Genomic DNA, 19,196 nt, shown 5'->3' with positions numbered 1-19,196 from the left:
TTTTGGATGGTTGCCTGAAAAGATGGAACTTTAGACAGTCAGAAAAGGGTCAAAGCCTTTGGTGTTGCGATCGCTACTTTTATTAAATCTAAGAAAAAATTAATTTTCTTAACTCAAGCTTATTTCCAGCCACTTTTTTTGAAAAATGATACTAAGAATCATGACCAACTAAGGGCAACAGTAAGCGACTAACTACCCGATTATCTGGTAATTGATAAAAATTCAACTCTCCTCCCAACTCCTGCATGAGGTTTTGGCAAATCAGCAGATGTAAGCCTGGTGCTTGGTCGAGGTTGGAGGGAGCAAGCACATCTTTGAGTGTATTATCATGTAGTTCTGTTAGTAGCTGTGGTTCGATCGCACCGTTGTATGTAATCGACAGTTCCAGCGATGTCTGATGTTCACCCCCTCCAGTTGTAGAAGAATACTTTGCCTCTGAGGGTTTTGAGGCATCAAGACGGCGACACCAAATATCAATTCTGCCGCCAATTGGAGAACGGTTACAGGCAGTGACCAATAATTCATGGATAACTAATTCAATTTTGACAATATCACCTGCGATCGCCATTGCAGATTGAGCGCTAGAGGTAGGAACGCCTCTAGCAAGGGAAGAATTCTTTGGCGATTCTTGCTCATCAATTGGTTGTCCCAAGCCGTGTACACCAATCCACAGCTTTTGTTGTTTGAGTAAATTGTCGATGCGTTCGAGCGATCGCTTTAGTAAACTGGCTATGGGCATAGTTTCCCAACTGATATGTAGCTGCCAGTTCTCAAGTTTTAGCATTCCACTCATAGAGGTGGCTGTGTGGTCTAATTGTCTTAGCAATAGCTGGTAGCGCATCTGAGTCAATTCATTAGCAGGAATGCCCAAATCATGTATTTGTTTCAGCGATAGCGCCGTTATTCTTTGGATTTCTTCTAGACGACGATGTTTGTACCAGTTGAGTTGTCGTAATTCCTCTGTTGTGGACTCTAGAAGTCGGTTAATTTGCTTTTGACGACGCCACCAAGCTAATTGAGAAATCAGAATTGCGATCGCATTCAGGTTTTGTTGTGACCAGCGACGCTCTTGATAGTCTGCTAATAACACTACACCTGTGATTTCATAATCAGCATTAGTACGTAATGCCATTACTAAAATTTGACCTTTATCTGGAGTATTCAACCATTTTCGAGTTTCCGGGGGTAAATTATCCACCTTCAAAGTCAGGTAATTCTTCGTAACCAGTGCCCACTGAATTAAGGCTTCAGACTGGATAGGAATAGATGCATCCGAAAAAATCCCAAATTGACTATTGTCAATCACTCCAGGGATAATTTCTGCCAAATTTTCACCAGGCGACCAAGATAGCAGTAACGCCAGAGGACAACCCAGAATTGATGCTATTTGTTCGAGTGCTATATGTTCTAAATTCTTTTTATCGACCTCGACTTTGCTGTTCTGGGTTTGTGTCAGGATATTTAAGCATTGCTCAAACGCTTGGGAAGTTTTTTGCTGCTGGGTAGTCCGGTTGTGTAATTGCCACTGACGAACAATCACACCAATCTGTTGACTAACAGCCCACAGCAACTCTTTTTCGAGAGTTGTCCAAGAACGATGGGTTTCGTGAGTGATGACCAAAAGTGCTGCTGGGAGTTGACCGTGAGTGCATTTACAAACAAGTAGCGATCGCACTCCACTTTCTAGTAAAGAGGGCCGCCAGTTAAAAAAGCGTAAATCTTCATCTAAATTCTCAATCTCCACCGCCTCAGTTGAACGTTGCAAAAGCTGTCCATCTAATTCTTTGAGAGTATTCAGGGTAAATGTCAATGGTCGGCGATTATGGGGCTGACTTTGGTAAATAAATTGATAATTATTCTGTTCAGAATCATACTGCAACAGCAAAAAACGGGTGGCTGTTAGTCGAGTTAAAACTTTTTTAGCACAGCTGTGTAAAGTTTCCTGAAGGTCATGTTCGCTATAGATACCTTGGGCAACTTGACCAGTCAGTTGGGCATCTTCTTGAATCTGTTTAATAGTGCTTTCCATACTTTCGTTAGGTGCAATCAGGGAGATTAAACCAGCTACACCCTGAACAAAATTTTTGTCTGCCTCCGTCCAGATACGAGGTTCATTGCTTTCCACCGCCAGAAAACCGAGCAAGTTCTTTTGCCAGATTATCGGAGCGGCCAGGAGCGATCGCACTTTCAACCGTTGCAGCAATTTCGCTGTAAAATGGCTTTTCAAAGAACTGCGGGCATCACCAATTGAAACAATTTGGTTCACTGCCAAAGCATAATAAAAGTCGCTCAAGTCTTGTACAGTCATTCCCGCCGCTTGCTCAGTGCTAGAATTGCGATCGCTTTTGACAAGCTGATTGCTCATCCGACACCAAAAGTAGCGTGCTTCTCGCTCAAACCAGTAAACATTTGTCCGACTAGGGGAGACAAATTTATGAGTTGCTTGCACCCCTGCTTCCAGTCTTTGATTTAGGTTACTGAGGGTGCGTAAATTTTCGAGTAATTCTAATAATGGCTCATCGATTCGCTTGGTTTGCTTTTGCTGCTTATGGATCTCCTGTTGATAAAGCACTGCCCCCAATTCACCTAAAACCATCATCAAACGTGCTTTTGCTTCCCCCGTCAGTAGGTAGCCCCACCGTTCTGAACCCAGTAACAGCAAACCCAAGCAACGGTCTTTATAGCGAATTGGTAAAATAATCGTTCCTTGAATCTGCAATTTTTCAGCAATTTTGCGCCATTCGGCGGCGCGGATTTCAGTTTGCAAATCAGCTATGCCCAAGGGATGTTGTTCAATCACCACTTGCTCTAATAAATCCCCAGAACTGAGAACAACCTTTTGGTATAAAAAGCTCGTGTCACGATCCGGTGTAATGCCGCCTTTGCCGAATAATATGTGATTCAGGCGATCGTAAAGAGCAATCCAAATCAGTTTGTAGTCAAACTGTTCCTTAAGATAAGAAATAGTAGTTTCAATCAGAACGTCAACATCATCTTCTTCTCTGAGACTCTGAAGGACGCGCCCCAAAGAGAGGATCTGCTGTTCGGCGGCTATAGGTTTTTGCGGCTGCGCCATCTGATTTATTGGTTAACATAACTTGTAATATATAAGATGCCCAGAAAACCACCCTGAGTAATATTGCCACAAGTGTTTAATATTGAACCCGAACAGCTTAATAGGCGGTTATGTACCCACAAGTACCTACAGCAAAACAAACCGTTGAATTTTTCTTAGTTTGCGTCAGATTAAGTAATTTCCATCACAATACAGTTCAGCAATTTTTTCCTTCTCTTTCTTTTCTCTGTGTCGCGCCAGTTGCTACAACGGTGAGGCAGCGCGATCTTGGGGGTTTCCCCCATGAGTGACTGCCGTGGGAACCCCCCTCCGGGTGATGCCTCCGGCACGCCAAGGGCGAACGCCAGTCGCCTACGGCGCGAAACCCGCCTACAGCGCTGGACTCACGGCAACGCACTGGCAATTCTTTGCCTCTGCGGTTCGTTAAAAATACGATTAGTACTTTTCACAATCCAACAGGATTGACGACAACACAAAATCATCGTCAACAATTACTAGCATTAGCTGAAAAATATGCGTGTCCCATTTTGGAAGATAATGCTTATGAAGGAATAAATTTTGATGCTGTGCCAGCACCCATTAAAGCTTTAGATAAAAATAATTTGGTGACTTATTTAAGCACCTTTTCTAAAACTTTAATGCCTGGTTTACGAGTGGGCTATATGGTAGTTACAGGTAAGCATTATCAAGCAATTATTGAGCGGAAGTTGCTCCATGACTTGCACACATCCAGTATTTCGCAAACAATAGTTAGCGAATATCTCGCTTCAGGACATTACCGCCGTCACCTCAGCCGACTTCGCACAGATAATCTGCAAAGTCGTAATACTATGCTACAAGCTTTGGAGCGTTATTTTCCTGAAGAGATCCGGTGGACAGTTCCCACGGGAGGATTATTTCTCTGGGTACAGCTACCAGATGATATTCCGATTGAGAGAATTCGTAACGAATCTTTTGCGGAAAATGTCTACCTGGCGTGCGGGTCGGCATTTTTCCCCGATAAACAGGGTTATCCGGCGATGCGTCTAACTTTTTGTCTCTCGCCAGAGGAGATTGAGCAAGGTATTTCGATTGTGGGTAAGTTGCTGAAAAAGTATATTTCCAGAGGATGCGTAGATACAGAGCGGCTTGTTGTCAAACATCGCATATCTAATTATCAACCTCTTGTTTACAGTTCATAGGTTAGCACAAGATATCCTAATGTACTTCGCGCTAAGAGGATAAATAAATGTCTGAAGAGGTACTTTCCGTAATTTAAGCGATCGCTTTCACCCCTACGCCGCCCTTATAAACCCTCGAACTCTTCTAAACTTATCCCAGCTGTTTTTATTGTTCGGCACTTTCTTTTGATTTGATTTCTACAAGCCGCACACTCGTGACTTATAGTCATGAGTTAGGCGCTCCATATTGAGCATGACTTTGTGTTACAATACCAGTGTATTTAACACGTTTAAGAAGTTTTCCTACGTGCAGAAAGCATTCAAGATTACACTAACTCCCACACACAACCAACAAGTCTTAATTAACAAGACTATTGGCTGTGCAAGGTTTGTGTACAACCACTTTTTAGCACTGAGAAAAGAGTTATATAACACTGAGAAAAAAACGTTAAACTATAATGCTTGTAGTCAGCAGTTAACTTTACTTAAAAAAGAGATTGCATGGCTCAAAGAGGTAGATAAATTTGCTCTACAAAACTCGCTCAAGAATCTAGAAACAGCGTATAAAAACTTCTTTTATGATTGCCAAAAAGCTCAATGCAAGAAGGGCGTAGGCTTTCCTAAATTCAAAACCAAACATATCTCCAAGCAGTCTTACAAAACTAACCTGACCAACGGCAACATTCAGGTAATAGAGAATCGTTTAAAGCTTCCGAAACTAGGTTGGGTAAAGTTTCACAAGTCTCAAGACATTACCGGAAAGCTTGTAAATGTTACGGTAACTCGCACTTCATCAGGTAAATATCTTGCTAGTATTTTATGTAAAACAGAGATAGAAAAATACTCTCAAGTCACACAAAATGTTGGCTTAGATTTGGGAATTAAGTCCTATCTTGTTACCAGCAATGGAGAAGTTGTAGATAATCCGAAATATTACAGAACTCAAAAAAGGAAGTTACGTAAAGCACATAAAAAGCTATGTCGTAGTGTCAAGGGTAGTAGTAATCGAGTCAAAGCGAAAATCAAGCTGGCTCGTACTTACGAAAGAATTACTAATCTTAGAGACGATTTTCTGCACAAGCTATCAACTCGCTTAATCAAAGAAAACAGTATTATCTGTATCGAAGATTTGCGAGTTGCCAATATGGTTAAAAATCACAAGTTGGCAATGAGTATTTCTGATGCTAGCTGGTCTAAGTTCATTGCCATGCTGGAATATAAAGCTTTGTGGCATGACAGAATTGTGCAGAAAGTTGGTACATTTTACCCCTCATCTCAAACTTGTAATCATTGTGGTTTCATTAACCCGTTAGTCAAAGATTTAAAACTGCGTGAATGGACTTGTCCTACTTGCAGTAATTACAATTTGAGAGACAATAATGCGGCTTTGAACATATTGGGTAAGGGATTAAAACTTTTAACAGCAGCCGTCGGTGCGCCGGATGCTCTAAACGCCTATGGAGAATCTGTAAGTCCTGGAGTCATCCAGGCAGGACTCGTTGAAGTAGGAATCTCGTGACTTCTAGTCATGCGAAGTTCAATATACGCTAGAAGAAAATCGGAGGTGTATTGAAGCCGCAAACCCTTATTTGCTAAGATTTCCAGTGCAACAACATTAAAACAGGGCAACTTCTCATCACCATGTCAACATCTACAATTGACGATAAAGATGCAGCAGCAATCCAAGCTGCCAAAGTTGGGGTTGCAATATGCGATCGCACCGCCTGGGGACGTATCAAAGTAGCTGGCGACGATCGCCTCAATTTTTTACACAACCAAAGTACCAACAATTTTCAAATACTCAAGCCAGGACAAGGTTGTGATACGGTTTTCGTTACTTCTACAGCCAGAACAATTGATTTAGCAACCGCCTACGTTAGAGAAGATGCGGTAATCCTGCTGGTTTCACCCAATCGCCGCCAGATTCTCATGGAATGGCTGGATAAATATATTTTCTTTGCCGATAAGGTGGAATTATCTGATATCACCCAATACACCAACACCTTCAGCCTGATTGGCCCAGGAAGCGACGCTGTTTTAGAAAAGTTGGGTGTTGGCGAACTCATCGGCCAACCTTATGGTAGTCACAAAGTATACACCATCGCTCCGGCTGAAGGAGTACGGATTGCTGTGGGTAGTGGGTTAGCGGCTCCCGGATACACCTTAACTTTCCCCTATACTGACAAAGCCACGGTGTGGAACAAATTGTTAGAAGCTGGGGCGGTAGAAATGAGCGATCGCGCCTGGGATGCTTTGCGAATCTTACAAGGCCGCCCCGCCCCAGATGCCGAACTCACAGATGATTACAATCCTCTAGAAGTTGGTTTGTGGCAGACAATTTCTTTTACTAAAGGTTGCTATATTGGGCAAGAAACCATTGCTCGGTTAAATACATATAAAGGTGTAAAACAACACCTTTTGGGTATCCACCTCAGTGCCCCTGCGTCAGTTGGAAGTGCGATCGCAGTTGGAGATGAAAAGGTCGGCAAACTTACCAGCTACACAGAAACGGCTGATGGTTATTTTGGACTAGGTTACATTCGCACCAAAGCTGGTGGCGTAGGCTTAAAAGTTAAAGTGGGAGAAACTGAAGGTGAAGTCATAGAAATCCCCTTTGTTTCTCACGAGTATCCGTAATTTGTAATTTGTAATTCGTAATTCGTAATTCGTAATTTAAGAAAGAGTAGAGACGCGAAATTTAACTGGGCTTGGCCACGCTACGTTAAGGTGCTGCAATGCTTTCGCGTATCTAGTAGCGATCGCTTTTTGGCGCTTCATTTGTTGTTATCATCTTTACCGTCCCATCTAGTACCTTGACAAAATTCATCTACCCAAGAAGCTAAACTACGGGCATTAGTGGTTGGTAAATTCACTTTGCTTTTAACATCTTGTAGTTGAATATTCGGATGCTTGTCGTTACTTTTAACCTCGGTAGTAATTGCTAGCGATCGCACTGGTTTACCATTACTGTTAATTTCAGTAGTAATTGCCAGCAATGCGCCTACAGGGATTCTTTTAACCTCGGTAGCTAACGCCATAGATGGCATAGTTTTAGCTTTGCTGTTAACCTCCGCAGTCATTGTCAGCGAGGTTCCTGAAGGGAGGCGTTCAAGGGGAGATGTCTGACGAGAATTTGCAAAGCCGTTACGTACTGATTGATATTCGCTGATAAAACCGGAGGATGGCGTTTTAACCGGAGTATCTGGAGCAATTTTAGTAGCAAATGCAACTACCAACTCAGGTTCGCATGTGCGAACTACTTCAGTGGTAGCTGTAATTGATGGTACAAGTTGATCGGTGCGTGACAAGTTGGAGTCTAGAGTCTTGGCAAGAGAATGAAGCGCAATCTTACTGGCAGTTACAGCTGATGACAGATGTTTATCTTCAGAATATTTCTCATCTGGCGGCTTACTTTCAGCTTGGCTTGTAGCCATAGAATGCTCTGATTTTATTAAACGTAACTCTTCATCAGGATTGAAGTTAAGACCTAAAGCGGCAACTATTTTATCTGGATCGTTATTCAAATCCAGCATAAAAGCAAGTATTTCATCAAATTGGGGTTCTAAAACAGACAGTGTTGCCAAAATAAAACCAGACAAAGGACGGCGCAGACCATCGTAAGTCCCCCAAATTCGCATTTTGACCAGCCAGGAAATATTTTGCTCGTAGTAAATAAGCCACTTTTGTTTTAAGGATTGACGCAGCTGTTGGATATTCATTGGATGCCTCGCTTCAGTCAACAAGATTACAGACCCTGATATTGTTAGTTAGTTTAATTTCTGGGGATGAAACCGATAATAAAGCATCTGTTCGACTCTTTGGCCACCTAGCAAATGATTTTCTATCAGTAGAGATACTTCATCGGGTTGAACGCCGCTATACCAGACCATATCGGGTAATATCAGCACCATCGGCCCATTGCCACATTGTCCCAAACAACTGCTAGCTGTTACCGTTACATCAGGGATTGGCAAAGTTGCAAAAGCTGCTAAAACCTTGGCTGCACCTTGCTTTTTGCAGGTGCGATTTTGACAAACCTGTACACATCTGGGAGAGGAGGGTTGGTCTATTGTCGGGAAGTTTGATGGTTGAGTTATGTTGGTCATTTGTCCTTTGTCATTTGTCATTTGTCAGTTGTCCTTTGTCCTTTGCTAATGACCAATACTTCGACTTACCTCGGCTTTGCTCTGCACGAGTCGCTCAGTACAAGTGACCAATGACCAATGACCAATGACCAATGACTAATGACTAATCTATTGAAAGTCCTTTTGACGCTAGCCATTCCGGGTTGAATATCCGCGACTGATAGCGAGAACCACTATCACACAAGATGGTGACAATGGTATGTCCTGGGCCCAATTGCTTCGCTAGGGCAACAGCTGCGCCAACATTAATACCCGTTGAGCCGCCCATTAACAGCCCATCTTTCCTCAACAGTTGGTAAACTACCCGCAAAGCTTCTTGGTCATCGATTTGGATGGCATCATCAGCAGGTGCGCCTTCCATATTGGCTGTGACACGACCGTTACCGATGCCTTCGGTGATGGAATTTCCTTCTATATTGATTTCGCCAGTTTTGACATAACTATAAAGTGCGCTACCCAATGGATCGGCTACAACGCATTTAATTGCTGGATTTTGTTCTTTCAAGTACAACGCCACACCAGCATAAGTACCACCAGTACCAGTTGAAGCTGTCCATGCATCTATTTTACCATCTGTCTGAGTCCAAATTTCCGGCCCTGTGGTTTCGTAGTGGGCGTGGCGGTTGGCTAGGTTATCAAACTGATTCGCCCAAATAGCATTTTCTAATTCAGCAGCGACTCTACCAGATAGCTTGACGTAGTTATTTGGGTCTTTGTAGGGTACGGCAGGAACACGACGGACTTCTGCGCCTAGTGCTATCAGTGCGTCTATTTTTTCTTGTGATTGAGTATCGGGAATAATAATTAGGCATTTGTAGCCTTTGGCGTTGCAAATATGCGCCAGTCCAATGCCAGTATTACCAGCAGTTCCTTCTACAACGGTACCACCGGGTTTGAGTAAACCTTTCTTTTGGGCATCTTCAATGATGTAAAGTGCGGCGCGGTCTTTAACGGAACCGCCGGGATTGAGAAATTCTGCTTTAGCAAGGATTTCACACCCTGTTTCTTCACTGAAGCTGTTTAAGCGAATCAAGGGTGTGTTGCCAACAGTGCCGACAAAGCCATTTTTAATATCCATTTTGACTATACCTGTGTGAGTATCTATAAAAATTTTGGCTTATAGCGGTGGCATGATTTACATCTGATTTACCTAAAATTCTATGATGCGTACACTACCAAATTTTACTCATATTCAAAACAAACCCAGGTAATACCGATTCACAGCTAACAGTCGCGGGATTTTCCAGACATTCTTCTGGTACACCAGGACGATAAATATAGACTCGGCGATGCTTGCGGTCAATTAACAAGCCTAGCTGTACTTCTGGTTCTCTCATATATTCCTCCATTTTCTCCTTCAACGGTTTGAGGTTATCAGAAGGCGATCGCAGTTCAAGTATAAAATCTGGACAGATGGGGGCAAATCTTTGCTTTTGTTCTGAAGAGAGAGCATTCCACCGTGACAGTTTAATCCAGGAAGCATCTGGAGAACGCTCTGCACCCGTTGATAGCTTAAATCCTGTGCTGGAGTCAAAACAAACACCTGTCCCGTCTTTTTCTGCCCAAATTCCTAGCTGTAAGGCAACATTGAAGTTACGATTACCTGTCTCTGAACCTGTGGGGGACATAATTGATATTTCTCCAAATTGATTCCGCTCAATGCGTAAGTCACGATTAACCTGACAAAAGTCAAAAAACTGCTCGTCTGTCATTTGCATTGAGGAAGGAATTTGCACAACTAAAGGGGATGAAAACATGATGATTTCCTCTAGGTTTTGCTGTCTACCCGACTGGCTTTTCACGGCATCTGGAAAACCTCACTTCTATTTCTCTCTCCTTTTAGGAGAGAGACTTTGAATTTTCCCCCCTTCCCGCGTCGGGAAGGGGGTTAGGGGGTTAGGTTTTCGGTGGACTTTTCCACATAACGTGAAAAGTCAGCTACCCGACTGGCTTGTATTTCTTATTCTCACGCAAGTAATTCTTTTGGTGAGACAATTTTCTGGAAAGCTGATGCATTGTGTGGTACTCAACTCCAGCTTAAGTTTAGCAGCCAATGAAAATTAAAATAGTAATTTTACTGGGGTTTAAAAATATTTACGTAAGTTAGGATACAGCATGATTCATGAGTGAATACTGACATCTTTTCTTTGTCTTAGACGGGGTTGATACTGATGACATCTGAAAAAGAACTTGAACTCCGGGAACGTTTACTACGAGAACAAGAAGTTGAATTGCGACTCCGGGAAATGGAAACTAACATCCATGCTACCGATGCGGCTTTTCATAAAACTGTGAAGCATCAGCCAGAAAATTCCCAGAAACCTTGGGTGAAAAAAGCGATTTTGGGTGGAAAGCTGTTTGCTCTTGGTGTGGTAGCGCTAGTTGCAGTGAGAATAGCCTCAGTGCTGGCTGGGTTTATTATTGTTGGTGCTATAGGATGGATGTCTTACAAACTATTTTTGGAATCTAAAAAAACCAATCTTTAATTAAGGTGTAAATATTATGAGCGATCAAGTATCAACTGACAAATTCATCCAAGATTTAGAGCGGGTTGCTCAAGTGCGATCGCAGATGTCTGTATGTTTGAATAAGCTGGCTGAAACAATTAGTCAAGCAGAGTTGGCTGGAGATTCTTCATCAGGAAAACTCAGTTTAGAGCGAGATATTGAAGATATTACAGTAGCTAGTAAAAACCTCCAGCAAGGTGTATTTCGCCTTTTGGTATTGGGCGATATGAAACGGGGAAAAAGTACGTTTCTTAATGCCTTAATTGGGGAAAACTTATTGCCGAGCGATGTTAACCCTTGTACCGCAGTGTTAACAGTTTTACGCTATGGGCCAGAAAAGAAAGTTACCATTTATTTTAATGATGGTAAAATTCCCCAACAGCTAGATTTTCAGAACTTTAAATATAAATATACCATTGATCCGGCTGAAGCTAAAAAACTAGAGCAGGAGAAAAAACAAGCCTTTCCTGATGTTGATTATGCAGTAGTTGAGTATCCCTTAACGCTACTACAAAAGGGAATTGAAATTGTCGATAGCCCAGGATTGAATGATACAGAAGCGCGAAACGAATTATCTTTGGGTTATGTAAATAACTGCCATGCAATTTTGTTTGTGATGAGAGCTTCTCAACCTTGTACTTTGGGTGAGCGTCGCTACCTAGAAAATTATATCAAAGGTCGAGGATTGACAGTTTTCTTCTTAGTTAATGCTTGGGATCAGGTGCGAGAATCATTGATTGATCCTGATGATGTAGAGGAGTTAAAAGGATCTGAGGATAGATTACGGCAAGTATTTAACGCGAATTTAGCAGAATATTGTACCGTAGAGGGTCAGAATATTTATGACGAACGGGTATTTGAGCTTTCGTCAATTCAAGCACTCAGACGACGCTTGAAGAACCCTCAAGCTGATTTAGAGGGGACTGGTTTTCCGAAGTTTATGGAAGCGCTTAATACATTTCTTACCAGAGAACGTGCGATCGCAGAACTCCGTCAAGTCAGAACTTTAGCAAGACTTGCCTGTAATCATACCCGCGAAGCAGTTGCAAGACGTATACCATTACTTGACCAAGATGTAAATGAATTAAAAAAACGGATTGATTCAGTGGAACCTGAGTTTAACAAACTCACAGGTATTCGAGATGAATTCCAAAAAGAAATTCTCAATAAAAGAGACACTCAAGCAAGAACAATTTCCGAATCTTTTCGCAGCTACGTTTTAAATTTAGGTAATACCTTTGAAACCGATTTCTTACGTTATCAGCCGGAATTAAATTTGTTTGATTTTCTCAGTAGTGGTAAACGAGAAGCATTTAACACCGCCCTACAAAAAGCCTTTGAGCAATATATCACTGATAAATCTGCTGCTTGGACATTAACTGCTGAAAAAGATATTAATGCAGCTTTTAAAGAACTTTCTCGCAGTGCCGCACAATATGGCGCATCTTACAATCAAATCACAGACCAAATTACAGAAAAGCTCACCGGACAAGACGTAAAGGTACATACCACTACTGCTGCTGAAGAAGATAATTCTCCCGGTTGGGCAAAATGGGCAATGGGATTGTTATCACTATCTAAAGGAAATCTTGCTGGTTTCGCACTAGCCGGAGCCGGATTTGATTGGAAAAATATCTTGTTAAACTACTTCACTGTAATTGGTATTGGCGGGATAATTACAGCAGTGACAGGGGTTTTGCTTGGCCCTATCGGGTTTGCGCTGCTAGGTTTAGGAGTAGGATTTTTGCAAGCAGATCAAGCGCGTAGAGAGTTAGTTAAAACGGCGAAGAAAGAGTTAGTTAAACATCTACCTCAAGTAGCACACGAGCAATCTCAGGTTGTATACAATGCCGTAAAAGAGTGTTTTGACTCTTACGAAAGAGAAGTAAGTAAGCGGATTAACGATGATATTGTCTCTCGCAAATCTGAATTAGATAATTTAGTCAAACAGAAACAAACCCGCGAAATAAATCGTGAGAGTGAGTTCAACCGTTTAAAAAAATTACAGGAAGATGTAATAGCTCAGTTGCAAAAAATCGAGGCTGCGTATAGCAATTTGTTAGCTTACTATAGCTAATATAGCTTATTGCTTTCATTCCCAGCTTCTAGTTGGGAATGCCTACTTGGAGGGCTGCCGCCTTCCATAACCAGAAGTAGCTAGACGTAAATAAACTAAAGTTTGTAGTAAGGACTTTAGTCCTAATAAACTTTGCTATGAGCGATTCATCGCTCACTACGAACTCAATACGGTTCGGTTAAGGTTTTTTGATGAAAATTCTAGATCACAAAGATGCGATAAATCGCTGTCAAATTGTAGAGACGGCGATTCATCGCGTCTCTTTCCTTAACCAACAGTATTGACTACGAACTAGGATTTTATTGTATGTTTAATTATGCCTAGTATAAACATAATAATATGAGGCGGAGCCGGGGAACAAGAAAATATGCAACAACATTATGAAGGTTATAAGGATTTAGCAGATTCTCTCAAATCTGCATCTGCGTTACTGAATTTAGAACGCAAATCGCAACTACATCAAGAGATAATTACCATTTGCAATCATCTCGTTAATCCTAGCTTTCGCATTGCGGTATTTGGCCCTTTTAATCATGGTAAATCTACCTTACTAAATGCCATGCTAGGGAATCGCACCTTACCAATTGATTTAATCCCTACCACAGGCGCATCGATTACTGTCAAGTATGGCTCTGATGTGCGAAGTCGTATCATGTTAGTAGATGGGACAGAAATCTATCGCAGTGGCACAGAAATTTTACAGCAATTTGCAATTCTTGATGGCAATAGGCAGATGCGAAAAGATGTAGCATCTGTAGAAGTTTTTTGTCCGCACCCCTTTTTGGAAACAGGTGTAGAATTCCTCGATTTGCCGGGAACTAATGATAGAGATGAACAAGATAATTTAGTCCGAGAACAACTTTTAAGTGCAGATTTAGTTATCCAATTATTAGATGCACGGAAGTTAATGACTTTAGGTGAACGAGAAAATTTGCGAGATTGGTTATTAGATCGCGGTATTAAAACAGTTATATTTGTTGCCAATTTTCTTAACTTACTCGAACCCGACGAACAAAAACAAGTTCAAAATCGCTTGCTGTTTGTTGCAGAAAGCTTTAGAGCCGAATTACCTCCAGGTTTTAGTAATTTATATCGTGTCGATGCTTTACCTGCTTTAAGAGCCAGATTAAAAGGTGATGTTGCTGCTGCCAATAGTAGCGGGTTAGCGGCTTTTGAAACAGCTTTGCAAAATATTGTGGGGATTTTGCAACCAAATCGTGGTAGTGTGCGTTTGCCAAGAGTGCAAGCGATCGCTACTCAAATCCAACTTTCATTAAAAGCTAAAATTGACCCGATCGCTCTTGAAATAAAATCCTTTGACGATAAACAAAATAGTAAAATAGAAATTAAACAAAAAGCAGCCAACTTAATTTATAAAGGTTTCACTACCAGCATCGGAGAATTACGCGATTGGCTAGAATTACCCAAGCTACTTACAAAATATCAAGCTGATGCGGCTGTTGCATTGGCAGAGAGTAAATTTAAAGATTGGCAAACAAATATTCTTAAAAAAGACCTGACTCAGTTGCAATTTGCTGTGGTGAAATGGCTTTATCAAGCTTACGAGTTTTTCCAAGAAGAACGACCACAGGATTTAATAATTCCCTTTCCTAGCGAACCACAAGTAATATTACCCTCAAAGCCAAGCAATACTGATGATTTGAGTGAAACAGGTTCTATCGCTGTTGGTGGTGGTATTGGTTGGTTGTTAGGCGGCCCAGTGGGTGCTGCTGTCGTCGGGAGTATTTCTTATTTGTTAAACAAGAATATCCAAAAGCAAGACGAACAATTAGCAAAGGAATCTTATCATCAGGAAGTTGCTAAACTTTGTATAACTGCAATTGAAGATTATTTTTCTAGTTTCAGCAGGCAAGGGTTATCCATTTTGACTGAATATGAACGGAAAGCTGAAAAAGTAATTTGCTTTGAATTCAGTCAAGAGTCGGTAGAATTTACTACTAAGCGTGAGAAATTGGAACAGTTACAAAATGGTTTTAATGATTTGTTACAAGAGTTAGAAAAAGTCAAAATACTTTCAAATTATCAACCTTATAAAGAAATACCAAAATACACAAATACTAATAGAAAATATTCGCCACAGCCAGAGAGAGTTAAAATTTCTCCTGAAAAAGATCCTGTCATTAAGCAAAAACAGGAAAATACTAATAAGAATACTGGGACAAGAGTAGAATCTGTTTCTCCACCACCGCCAAAAGCTTCTCCCTCTCCACGCAAAGAAGAGGTGGAGGCGAAATTTCGTGATTGGGAACTCAATGAGGAAATAGCGCGAATGAAAGCAGAGATGCGTAGCCCTAAGGCTTGTCGTCAGACATCGCCTGGTTCTCAAACTGGCAAACAGCAAAATTCAACTCAAAGCAACAAAGCACCCACTCAACCCAAAAGCCAGACGGAAAAAGATAAGATTACTCGCGCCTACGGTATTTTAGGATTGCAAGCAAATGCTTCTTTGGCTGAGGTAAAGCAGGCTTATCGAACTTTAGTAAAAAAATGGCATCCAGATTTATTTGTGAATCAACCGCAACTGCTAAAACAAGCTCAAGAGAAAATGCATTTAGTTAATGATGCTTACACAATTTTGAGTGATAAATGAACAACTAGTGGTTCATATCATTAATTTTGATAGGTGAGGGTGAGCAGAACCCCGACTTCTTAAAGAAGTCGGGGTTCTTACAGCCCCGCAAAATTAATGCGATAGACCACTAGGTATTGGGGATTGAAATAGAGTGTGAAATGAGAAAAGGGTGGGCTACTTGCCCACCCTAAACCATTATTTAATCAGTACTACTTAACAGGTGCTTCAGTAGCAGTCTTACCAACAAGCATTGCAGTATTTTCATCGCTTTCGAGAATACCGAATTCAATCAACAAATCTTCTAACTCTTCCATCTCAATGGGGGTTGGGACGGCTAGCTTGTCGTTGTCGATGATCTTTTTAGCCAGTATCCGATATTCGTTACTTTGATTGCTATCAGGTGCGTACTCGTTAACAGTCATCCGGCGTAATTCCGCGTGTTGTACAATGTTGTCACGAGGTACGTAGTGAATCATTTGGGTGTTCAAACGTTTTGCCAAGGTTTCGATTAAGTCGATTTCTCGGTCAACGTTACGGCTGTTACAAATCAAACCACCCAAGCGCACGCCGCCAGTGTGAGCATATTTGAGAACACCACGAGCGATGTTGTTAGCTGCATACATCGCCATCATTTCACCAGAGGTAACGATGTAGATTTCTTGTGCCTTGCCTTCACGGATAGGCATAGCAAAACCACCGCACACAACGTCACCCAAAACGTCGTAACTTACAAAATCAACGTCTTTGTAAGCACCGTTTTCTTCTAAGAAGTTGATAGCGGTGATGATACCACGACCAGCGCAACCTACACCAGGTTCAGGGCCGCCAGACTCCACACAACGTACATCACGGTAACCAGTCAGCATTACTTCTTCGAGTTCAATATCTTCTACAGCGCCTCTTTCAGCAGCTAATTGAAGAACGCTTGTTTGAGCTTTACTGTGTAGCATCAAACGGGTAGAGTCAGCTTTAGGATCGCAACCGACAATTAGAATGCGTTGACCCATTTCAGCCATTGCTGCAAGGGTGTTTTGAGAGGTGGTAGATTTACCAATACCGCCTTTACCATAGAAAGCTATTTGTCTAATCTTTTCGTCAGCCATGGTTGTGTTTTCCTACAATGATTTAATTGATGGGTCGGAAGCTTGATATGAGATATTCACCCCTGGAATGTAGGGAAGTAGAGCCTGTTGGCGTTAATGTGTAGCAACTTGTCGCTAGACATCGCACCCCAACAAAAACAGTCAAAATCAGAACATATTTACCCACAAAGCGATAGCTCAAGTGATAGAAAAATCTCTATCTCCTAATAACGAAGCCTTTCAAACTTTGACTTCAGCATTGTCAGTTGTTGTAACAGCATCCCAAATGGTTGCTCAAGCCTCAAGAGTGGTTGCAGCAGGAATTCAAACGAACGCAGATTTGTTCCCTGAACCACACAACCAACCAAATTGCAATCCACTCTAAATGGTCACTGCAACTTCTTTGATTTTGCTGATTTCAAGTCGCCAAAAACTTCAATAGTGCTGATCATTTCGTGATTGATGCAGCAGGATAAATTCTAGTCTAAAAGTGATAACTATAGGTGCAGTACTATAATGCCTGCATAGCCAATCACTAACACTTTAGCTTAGACAATATCTAATTGACTTTGGACAGTATGGTTAATGGCACTATTCTGCTTAGAGTTTTTGTTCCAAAAGTCATCAACTGCTTCAACTTAGTTAGCGGTTGAAAATGTTTGCTCCCACAAAACTAAGTTTGTAAATATTCTGTATTTCTATGGATTTGTCAGGCTGTACTAAGAGTCTTTCTTCCCAGACTCCAAGAGTAATTGCCTTTGGCGGTTAATGCTCTAGCTAGGCTAACCAACTCTTATTAGTTCATACCCAGATAAATTTTGATTGACTTCAAGTTGTTACAGAGGCTACTATCCAAACTCAATCTAGTTTTAGATTTTTGTTACAAAAGTATGTAGCGAATTGAAGTGGACTTACCAGAGCAAAAAAACTTTCTTGAGCTTGCCTCAAAATTATCTTGAAGTCTTTTTGTGCTTTCACTCGTTTTGATTCCTATAAAAACCATAACATACATCTCACCAATTTATTTGCCTAATCTCAAATTATTTATTTACTGGATATAAGATTATCCTTAGAATCTTTAATAGTCATAAGTTACACGCTCAAAGGTTGCAAATTATTGAAATTATTGTTCATAGTCAATATGTACAGTTAGATACTTTTGGGTATTTGATAAAAGTATTTAAAGCTAATGTTTTACAACAAAAACATAATTTGTTATTTTTCACTTAAACATTTTGTCAGGAAAGTAGATTCAATAAGGTAAAAGCTAATAAGCGAAAAAGTTTTTAAAGATTGTCTCTTGCGTCTCGTTTCCAGCTAGAGGCTGGAAACGAGGTTTTAAAGGAGTTTTAGCTGAAGTTAATACCTGTGCAATTAGCGCTTGTGATGATTTCGCATGGCTTTATGAATCTTTTTCCAGCGTTCTTTCTCGGCTAGTTGCATTCTCTGGTCTTGTTTGCGGGTAAGGTAATCGAGTTCTTTTTGCAACTTTTGGTAGCTGAGAAACCTGGAATAATCAAGTTCTCCTTCAACCAAAGCCTGCTGCACTACACAACCGGGTTCGTTATTATGCTGACAATTGCGAAAATGGCATTTTTGCGCCAAGGTTTCTATATCTGTAAAAGTTTCTTGCAAACCTTCGTCACCTGCCCAAATTTGGATTTCCCGCATTCCTGGCGTATCAATAATTAATCCGCCAGTAGAAAGCAAAATTAATTCACGATGAGTTGTTGTGTGTCTACCTCGGTCATCACCTCGCCGTACTGGTTGTACCACTTGCACAGATGTGCCTTGTAGTTGGTTAGTGATTGTGGATTTACCAACACCAGAAGACCCCAACAAAGCAACTGTTTGTCCTGGTTGCAGGTAAGGTTTTAAGGCATCTAATCCTTGATGATTGGTGGCACTTAAAACTACAATTGGTACACCCAAAGCAACTGCTTCTACTTGTGCTAAGTAATTTTCTAGAGAGTTGCACAAATCTGCTTTGTTTAATACCACTACTGGATTTGCACCACTTTCCCAAGCCAGAATTAGATAACGTTCAACTCTTCTAGGGTTAAAATCGCTATCCAGCCCTGAGACTAAGAAAACTGTATCAATATTAGCTGCAACAATTTGTTCTTCTGTTTTACTACCCACCGTCTTTCGGGAAAATTTGCTTTTCCTGGGTAAAATTTCGTTAATGGTGGCTTGTCTTTCAGATTTTCTTACACTAATGACAACCCAATCTCCCACTGCTGGAAAGTCTTGTGGTTGGGAAGCCCGATGCCGCAATTTGCCTGCAACTTCTGCTGAAAGTTCTCCCTCTTCACTATAAAGGGTGTAAGTATTTCTGTATTCAATGGCAACCCTACCAACGCTAAATCCTTGTAAGCGATAGGGTTCAAAGCTGTGAGCAAAAAAGTCACTCCAGCCTAAATAATCCAAATTCATTGATGTTTCCTCGATGTGTGCTACTTGTTTTGCACAAGGTTCCACAGAGGAGGACATTTCTATGCAGGGTGCGATTCGTTGCTTAGTGAATCACGGTAATCAGTCCGTACATAACTAAGC

15 protein-coding genes are annotated in these 19,196 nt (G+C 41.2%); 8 read left to right on the top strand and 7 right to left on the bottom strand.

Annotated elements, in window-relative coordinates; translation table 11 throughout:
• Positions 1 to 151: 151 nt before the first annotated feature.
• Entirely contained in the window at positions 152 to 3,076 is a 2,925-nt protein-coding gene (locus tag HWQ36_RS22095) for a GAF domain-containing protein (RefSeq protein WP_292706502.1), read from the bottom strand.
• A 295-nt stretch (positions 3,077 to 3,371) separates the two neighbouring features.
• On the opposite strand from HWQ36_RS22095, the gene HWQ36_RS22090 reads away from it, so the two are divergent.
• The 4 genes from HWQ36_RS22090 (at position 3,372) to HWQ36_RS22075 (ending at position 6,873) form a co-directional block, all read left to right on the top strand.
• Positions 3,372 to 3,503, top strand: coding sequence for a hypothetical protein (locus tag HWQ36_RS22090; protein WP_292706501.1), 132 nt, complete (start codon positions 3,372 to 3,374; stop codon positions 3,501 to 3,503).
• A complete protein-coding gene (locus HWQ36_RS22085) occupies positions 3,484 to 4,257 on the top strand; it encodes a PLP-dependent aminotransferase family protein (protein WP_366829472.1) in 774 nt (257 codons plus the stop codon). The genes HWQ36_RS22090 and HWQ36_RS22085 overlap by 20 nt, the downstream gene beginning before the upstream one ends.
• A 286-nt stretch (positions 4,258 to 4,543) precedes the next feature.
• A complete protein-coding gene (gene tnpB / locus HWQ36_RS22080; protein WP_292706499.1) occupies positions 4,544 to 5,755 on the top strand; it encodes an IS200/IS605 family element RNA-guided endonuclease TnpB in 1,212 nt (403 codons plus the stop codon).
• A gap of 122 nt (positions 5,756 to 5,877) precedes the next feature.
• On the top strand, positions 5,878 to 6,873 hold the full coding sequence (locus tag HWQ36_RS22075) for a folate-binding protein (RefSeq protein ID WP_292706498.1): 996 nt from the start codon (positions 5,878 to 5,880) through the stop codon (positions 6,871 to 6,873).
• Between the two features lie 137 nt (positions 6,874 to 7,010).
• Here the strand turns inward: HWQ36_RS22075 and HWQ36_RS22070 are convergent, their stop codons facing one another.
• From HWQ36_RS22070 to HWQ36_RS22055, 4 genes are all read right to left on the bottom strand, one after another.
• Positions 7,011 to 7,955, bottom strand: a complete 945-nt coding sequence (locus HWQ36_RS22070) for a DUF5331 domain-containing protein (RefSeq protein ID WP_292706497.1) — start codon at positions 7,953 to 7,955, stop codon at positions 7,011 to 7,013.
• A 48-nt stretch (positions 7,956 to 8,003) separates the two neighbouring features.
• Complete coding sequence (locus tag HWQ36_RS22065) at positions 8,004 to 8,342, bottom strand: (2Fe-2S) ferredoxin domain-containing protein (RefSeq protein WP_292706536.1); 339 nt, start codon at positions 8,340 to 8,342, stop codon at positions 8,004 to 8,006.
• 142 nt (positions 8,343 to 8,484) lie between these two features.
• Positions 8,485 to 9,459, bottom strand: coding sequence for a cysteine synthase A (locus tag HWQ36_RS22060; protein WP_292706496.1), 975 nt, complete (start codon positions 9,457 to 9,459; stop codon positions 8,485 to 8,487).
• A gap of 94 nt (positions 9,460 to 9,553) precedes the next feature.
• Complete coding sequence (locus tag HWQ36_RS22055) at positions 9,554 to 10,138, bottom strand: Uma2 family endonuclease (RefSeq protein WP_292706495.1); 585 nt, start codon at positions 10,136 to 10,138, stop codon at positions 9,554 to 9,556.
• A 414-nt stretch (positions 10,139 to 10,552) separates the two neighbouring features.
• On the opposite strand from HWQ36_RS22055, the gene HWQ36_RS22050 reads away from it, so the two are divergent.
• The 3 genes from HWQ36_RS22050 (at position 10,553) to HWQ36_RS22040 (ending at position 15,576) form a co-directional block, all read left to right on the top strand.
• The gene (locus tag HWQ36_RS22050) at positions 10,553 to 10,867 is read left to right on the top strand and encodes a DUF3040 domain-containing protein (RefSeq protein WP_292706493.1); all 315 of its coding nucleotides are present in this window, start codon (positions 10,553 to 10,555) and stop codon (positions 10,865 to 10,867) included.
• 16 nt (positions 10,868 to 10,883) lie between these two features.
• A complete protein-coding gene (locus tag HWQ36_RS22045; RefSeq protein WP_292706492.1) occupies positions 10,884 to 12,965 on the top strand; it encodes a dynamin family protein in 2,082 nt (693 codons plus the stop codon).
• Positions 12,966 to 13,332: 367 nt separating this feature from the next.
• Complete coding sequence (locus HWQ36_RS22040) at positions 13,333 to 15,576, top strand: dynamin family protein (protein WP_292706490.1); 2,244 nt, start codon at positions 13,333 to 13,335, stop codon at positions 15,574 to 15,576.
• Positions 15,577 to 15,767: 191 nt separating this feature from the next.
• Here HWQ36_RS22040 and nifH read toward each other — a convergent pair whose 3' ends face one another.
• Positions 15,768 to 16,661 (bottom strand): nitrogenase iron protein, encoded by an 894-nt coding sequence (nifH, locus tag HWQ36_RS22035; protein WP_292706489.1) that lies wholly within the window; start codon positions 16,659 to 16,661, stop codon positions 15,768 to 15,770.
• A gap of 181 nt (positions 16,662 to 16,842) precedes the next feature.
• On the opposite strand from nifH, the gene HWQ36_RS22030 reads away from it, so the two are divergent.
• Positions 16,843 to 17,025, top strand: a complete 183-nt coding sequence (locus HWQ36_RS22030; protein ID WP_292706487.1) for a hypothetical protein — start codon at positions 16,843 to 16,845, stop codon at positions 17,023 to 17,025.
• 989 nt (positions 17,026 to 18,014) lie between these two features.
• Here the strand turns inward: HWQ36_RS22030 and rsgA are convergent.
• Positions 18,015 to 19,076, bottom strand: a complete 1,062-nt coding sequence (gene rsgA / locus HWQ36_RS22025; protein ID WP_292706485.1) for a ribosome small subunit-dependent GTPase A — start codon at positions 19,074 to 19,076, stop codon at positions 18,015 to 18,017.
• Between the last annotated feature and the right edge of the window lie 120 nt (positions 19,077 to 19,196).

Source organism: Nostoc sp. NMS2 (assembly GCF_017115105.1).
In the GTDB taxonomy this organism is placed as follows: domain Bacteria; phylum Cyanobacteriota; class Cyanobacteriia; order Cyanobacteriales; family Nostocaceae; genus Nostoc.
The sequence above is the reverse complement of the archived record's forward strand: the minus strand, read 5'-3'. Positions and strand labels throughout refer to the sequence as shown.

Coding starts and splice junctions, on each gene's coding strand:
- HWQ36_RS22065 (WP_292706536.1), bottom strand. CDS start 8,342: ATGACCAACATAACTCAACCATCAAACTTCCCGACAATAGACCAACCC.
- HWQ36_RS22075 (WP_292706498.1), top strand. CDS start 5,878: ATGTCAACATCTACAATTGACGATAAAGATGCAGCAGCAATCCAAGCT.
- nifH (WP_292706489.1), bottom strand. CDS start 16,661: ATGGCTGACGAAAAGATTAGACAAATAGCTTTCTATGGTAAAGGCGGT.
- rsgA (WP_292706485.1), bottom strand. CDS start 19,076: ATGAATTTGGATTATTTAGGCTGGAGTGACTTTTTTGCTCACAGCTTT.
- HWQ36_RS22060 (WP_292706496.1), bottom strand. CDS start 9,459: ATGGATATTAAAAATGGCTTTGTCGGCACTGTTGGCAACACACCCTTG.
- HWQ36_RS22055 (WP_292706495.1), bottom strand. CDS start 10,138: ATGTTTTCATCCCCTTTAGTTGTGCAAATTCCTTCCTCAATGCAAATG.
- HWQ36_RS22095 (WP_292706502.1), bottom strand. CDS start 3,076: ATGGCGCAGCCGCAAAAACCTATAGCCGCCGAACAGCAGATCCTCTCT.
- HWQ36_RS22050 (WP_292706493.1), top strand. CDS start 10,553: ATGACATCTGAAAAAGAACTTGAACTCCGGGAACGTTTACTACGAGAA.
- HWQ36_RS22045 (WP_292706492.1), top strand. CDS start 10,884: ATGAGCGATCAAGTATCAACTGACAAATTCATCCAAGATTTAGAGCGG.
- HWQ36_RS22040 (WP_292706490.1), top strand. CDS start 13,333: ATGCAACAACATTATGAAGGTTATAAGGATTTAGCAGATTCTCTCAAA.
- HWQ36_RS22070 (WP_292706497.1), bottom strand. CDS start 7,955: ATGAATATCCAACAGCTGCGTCAATCCTTAAAACAAAAGTGGCTTATT.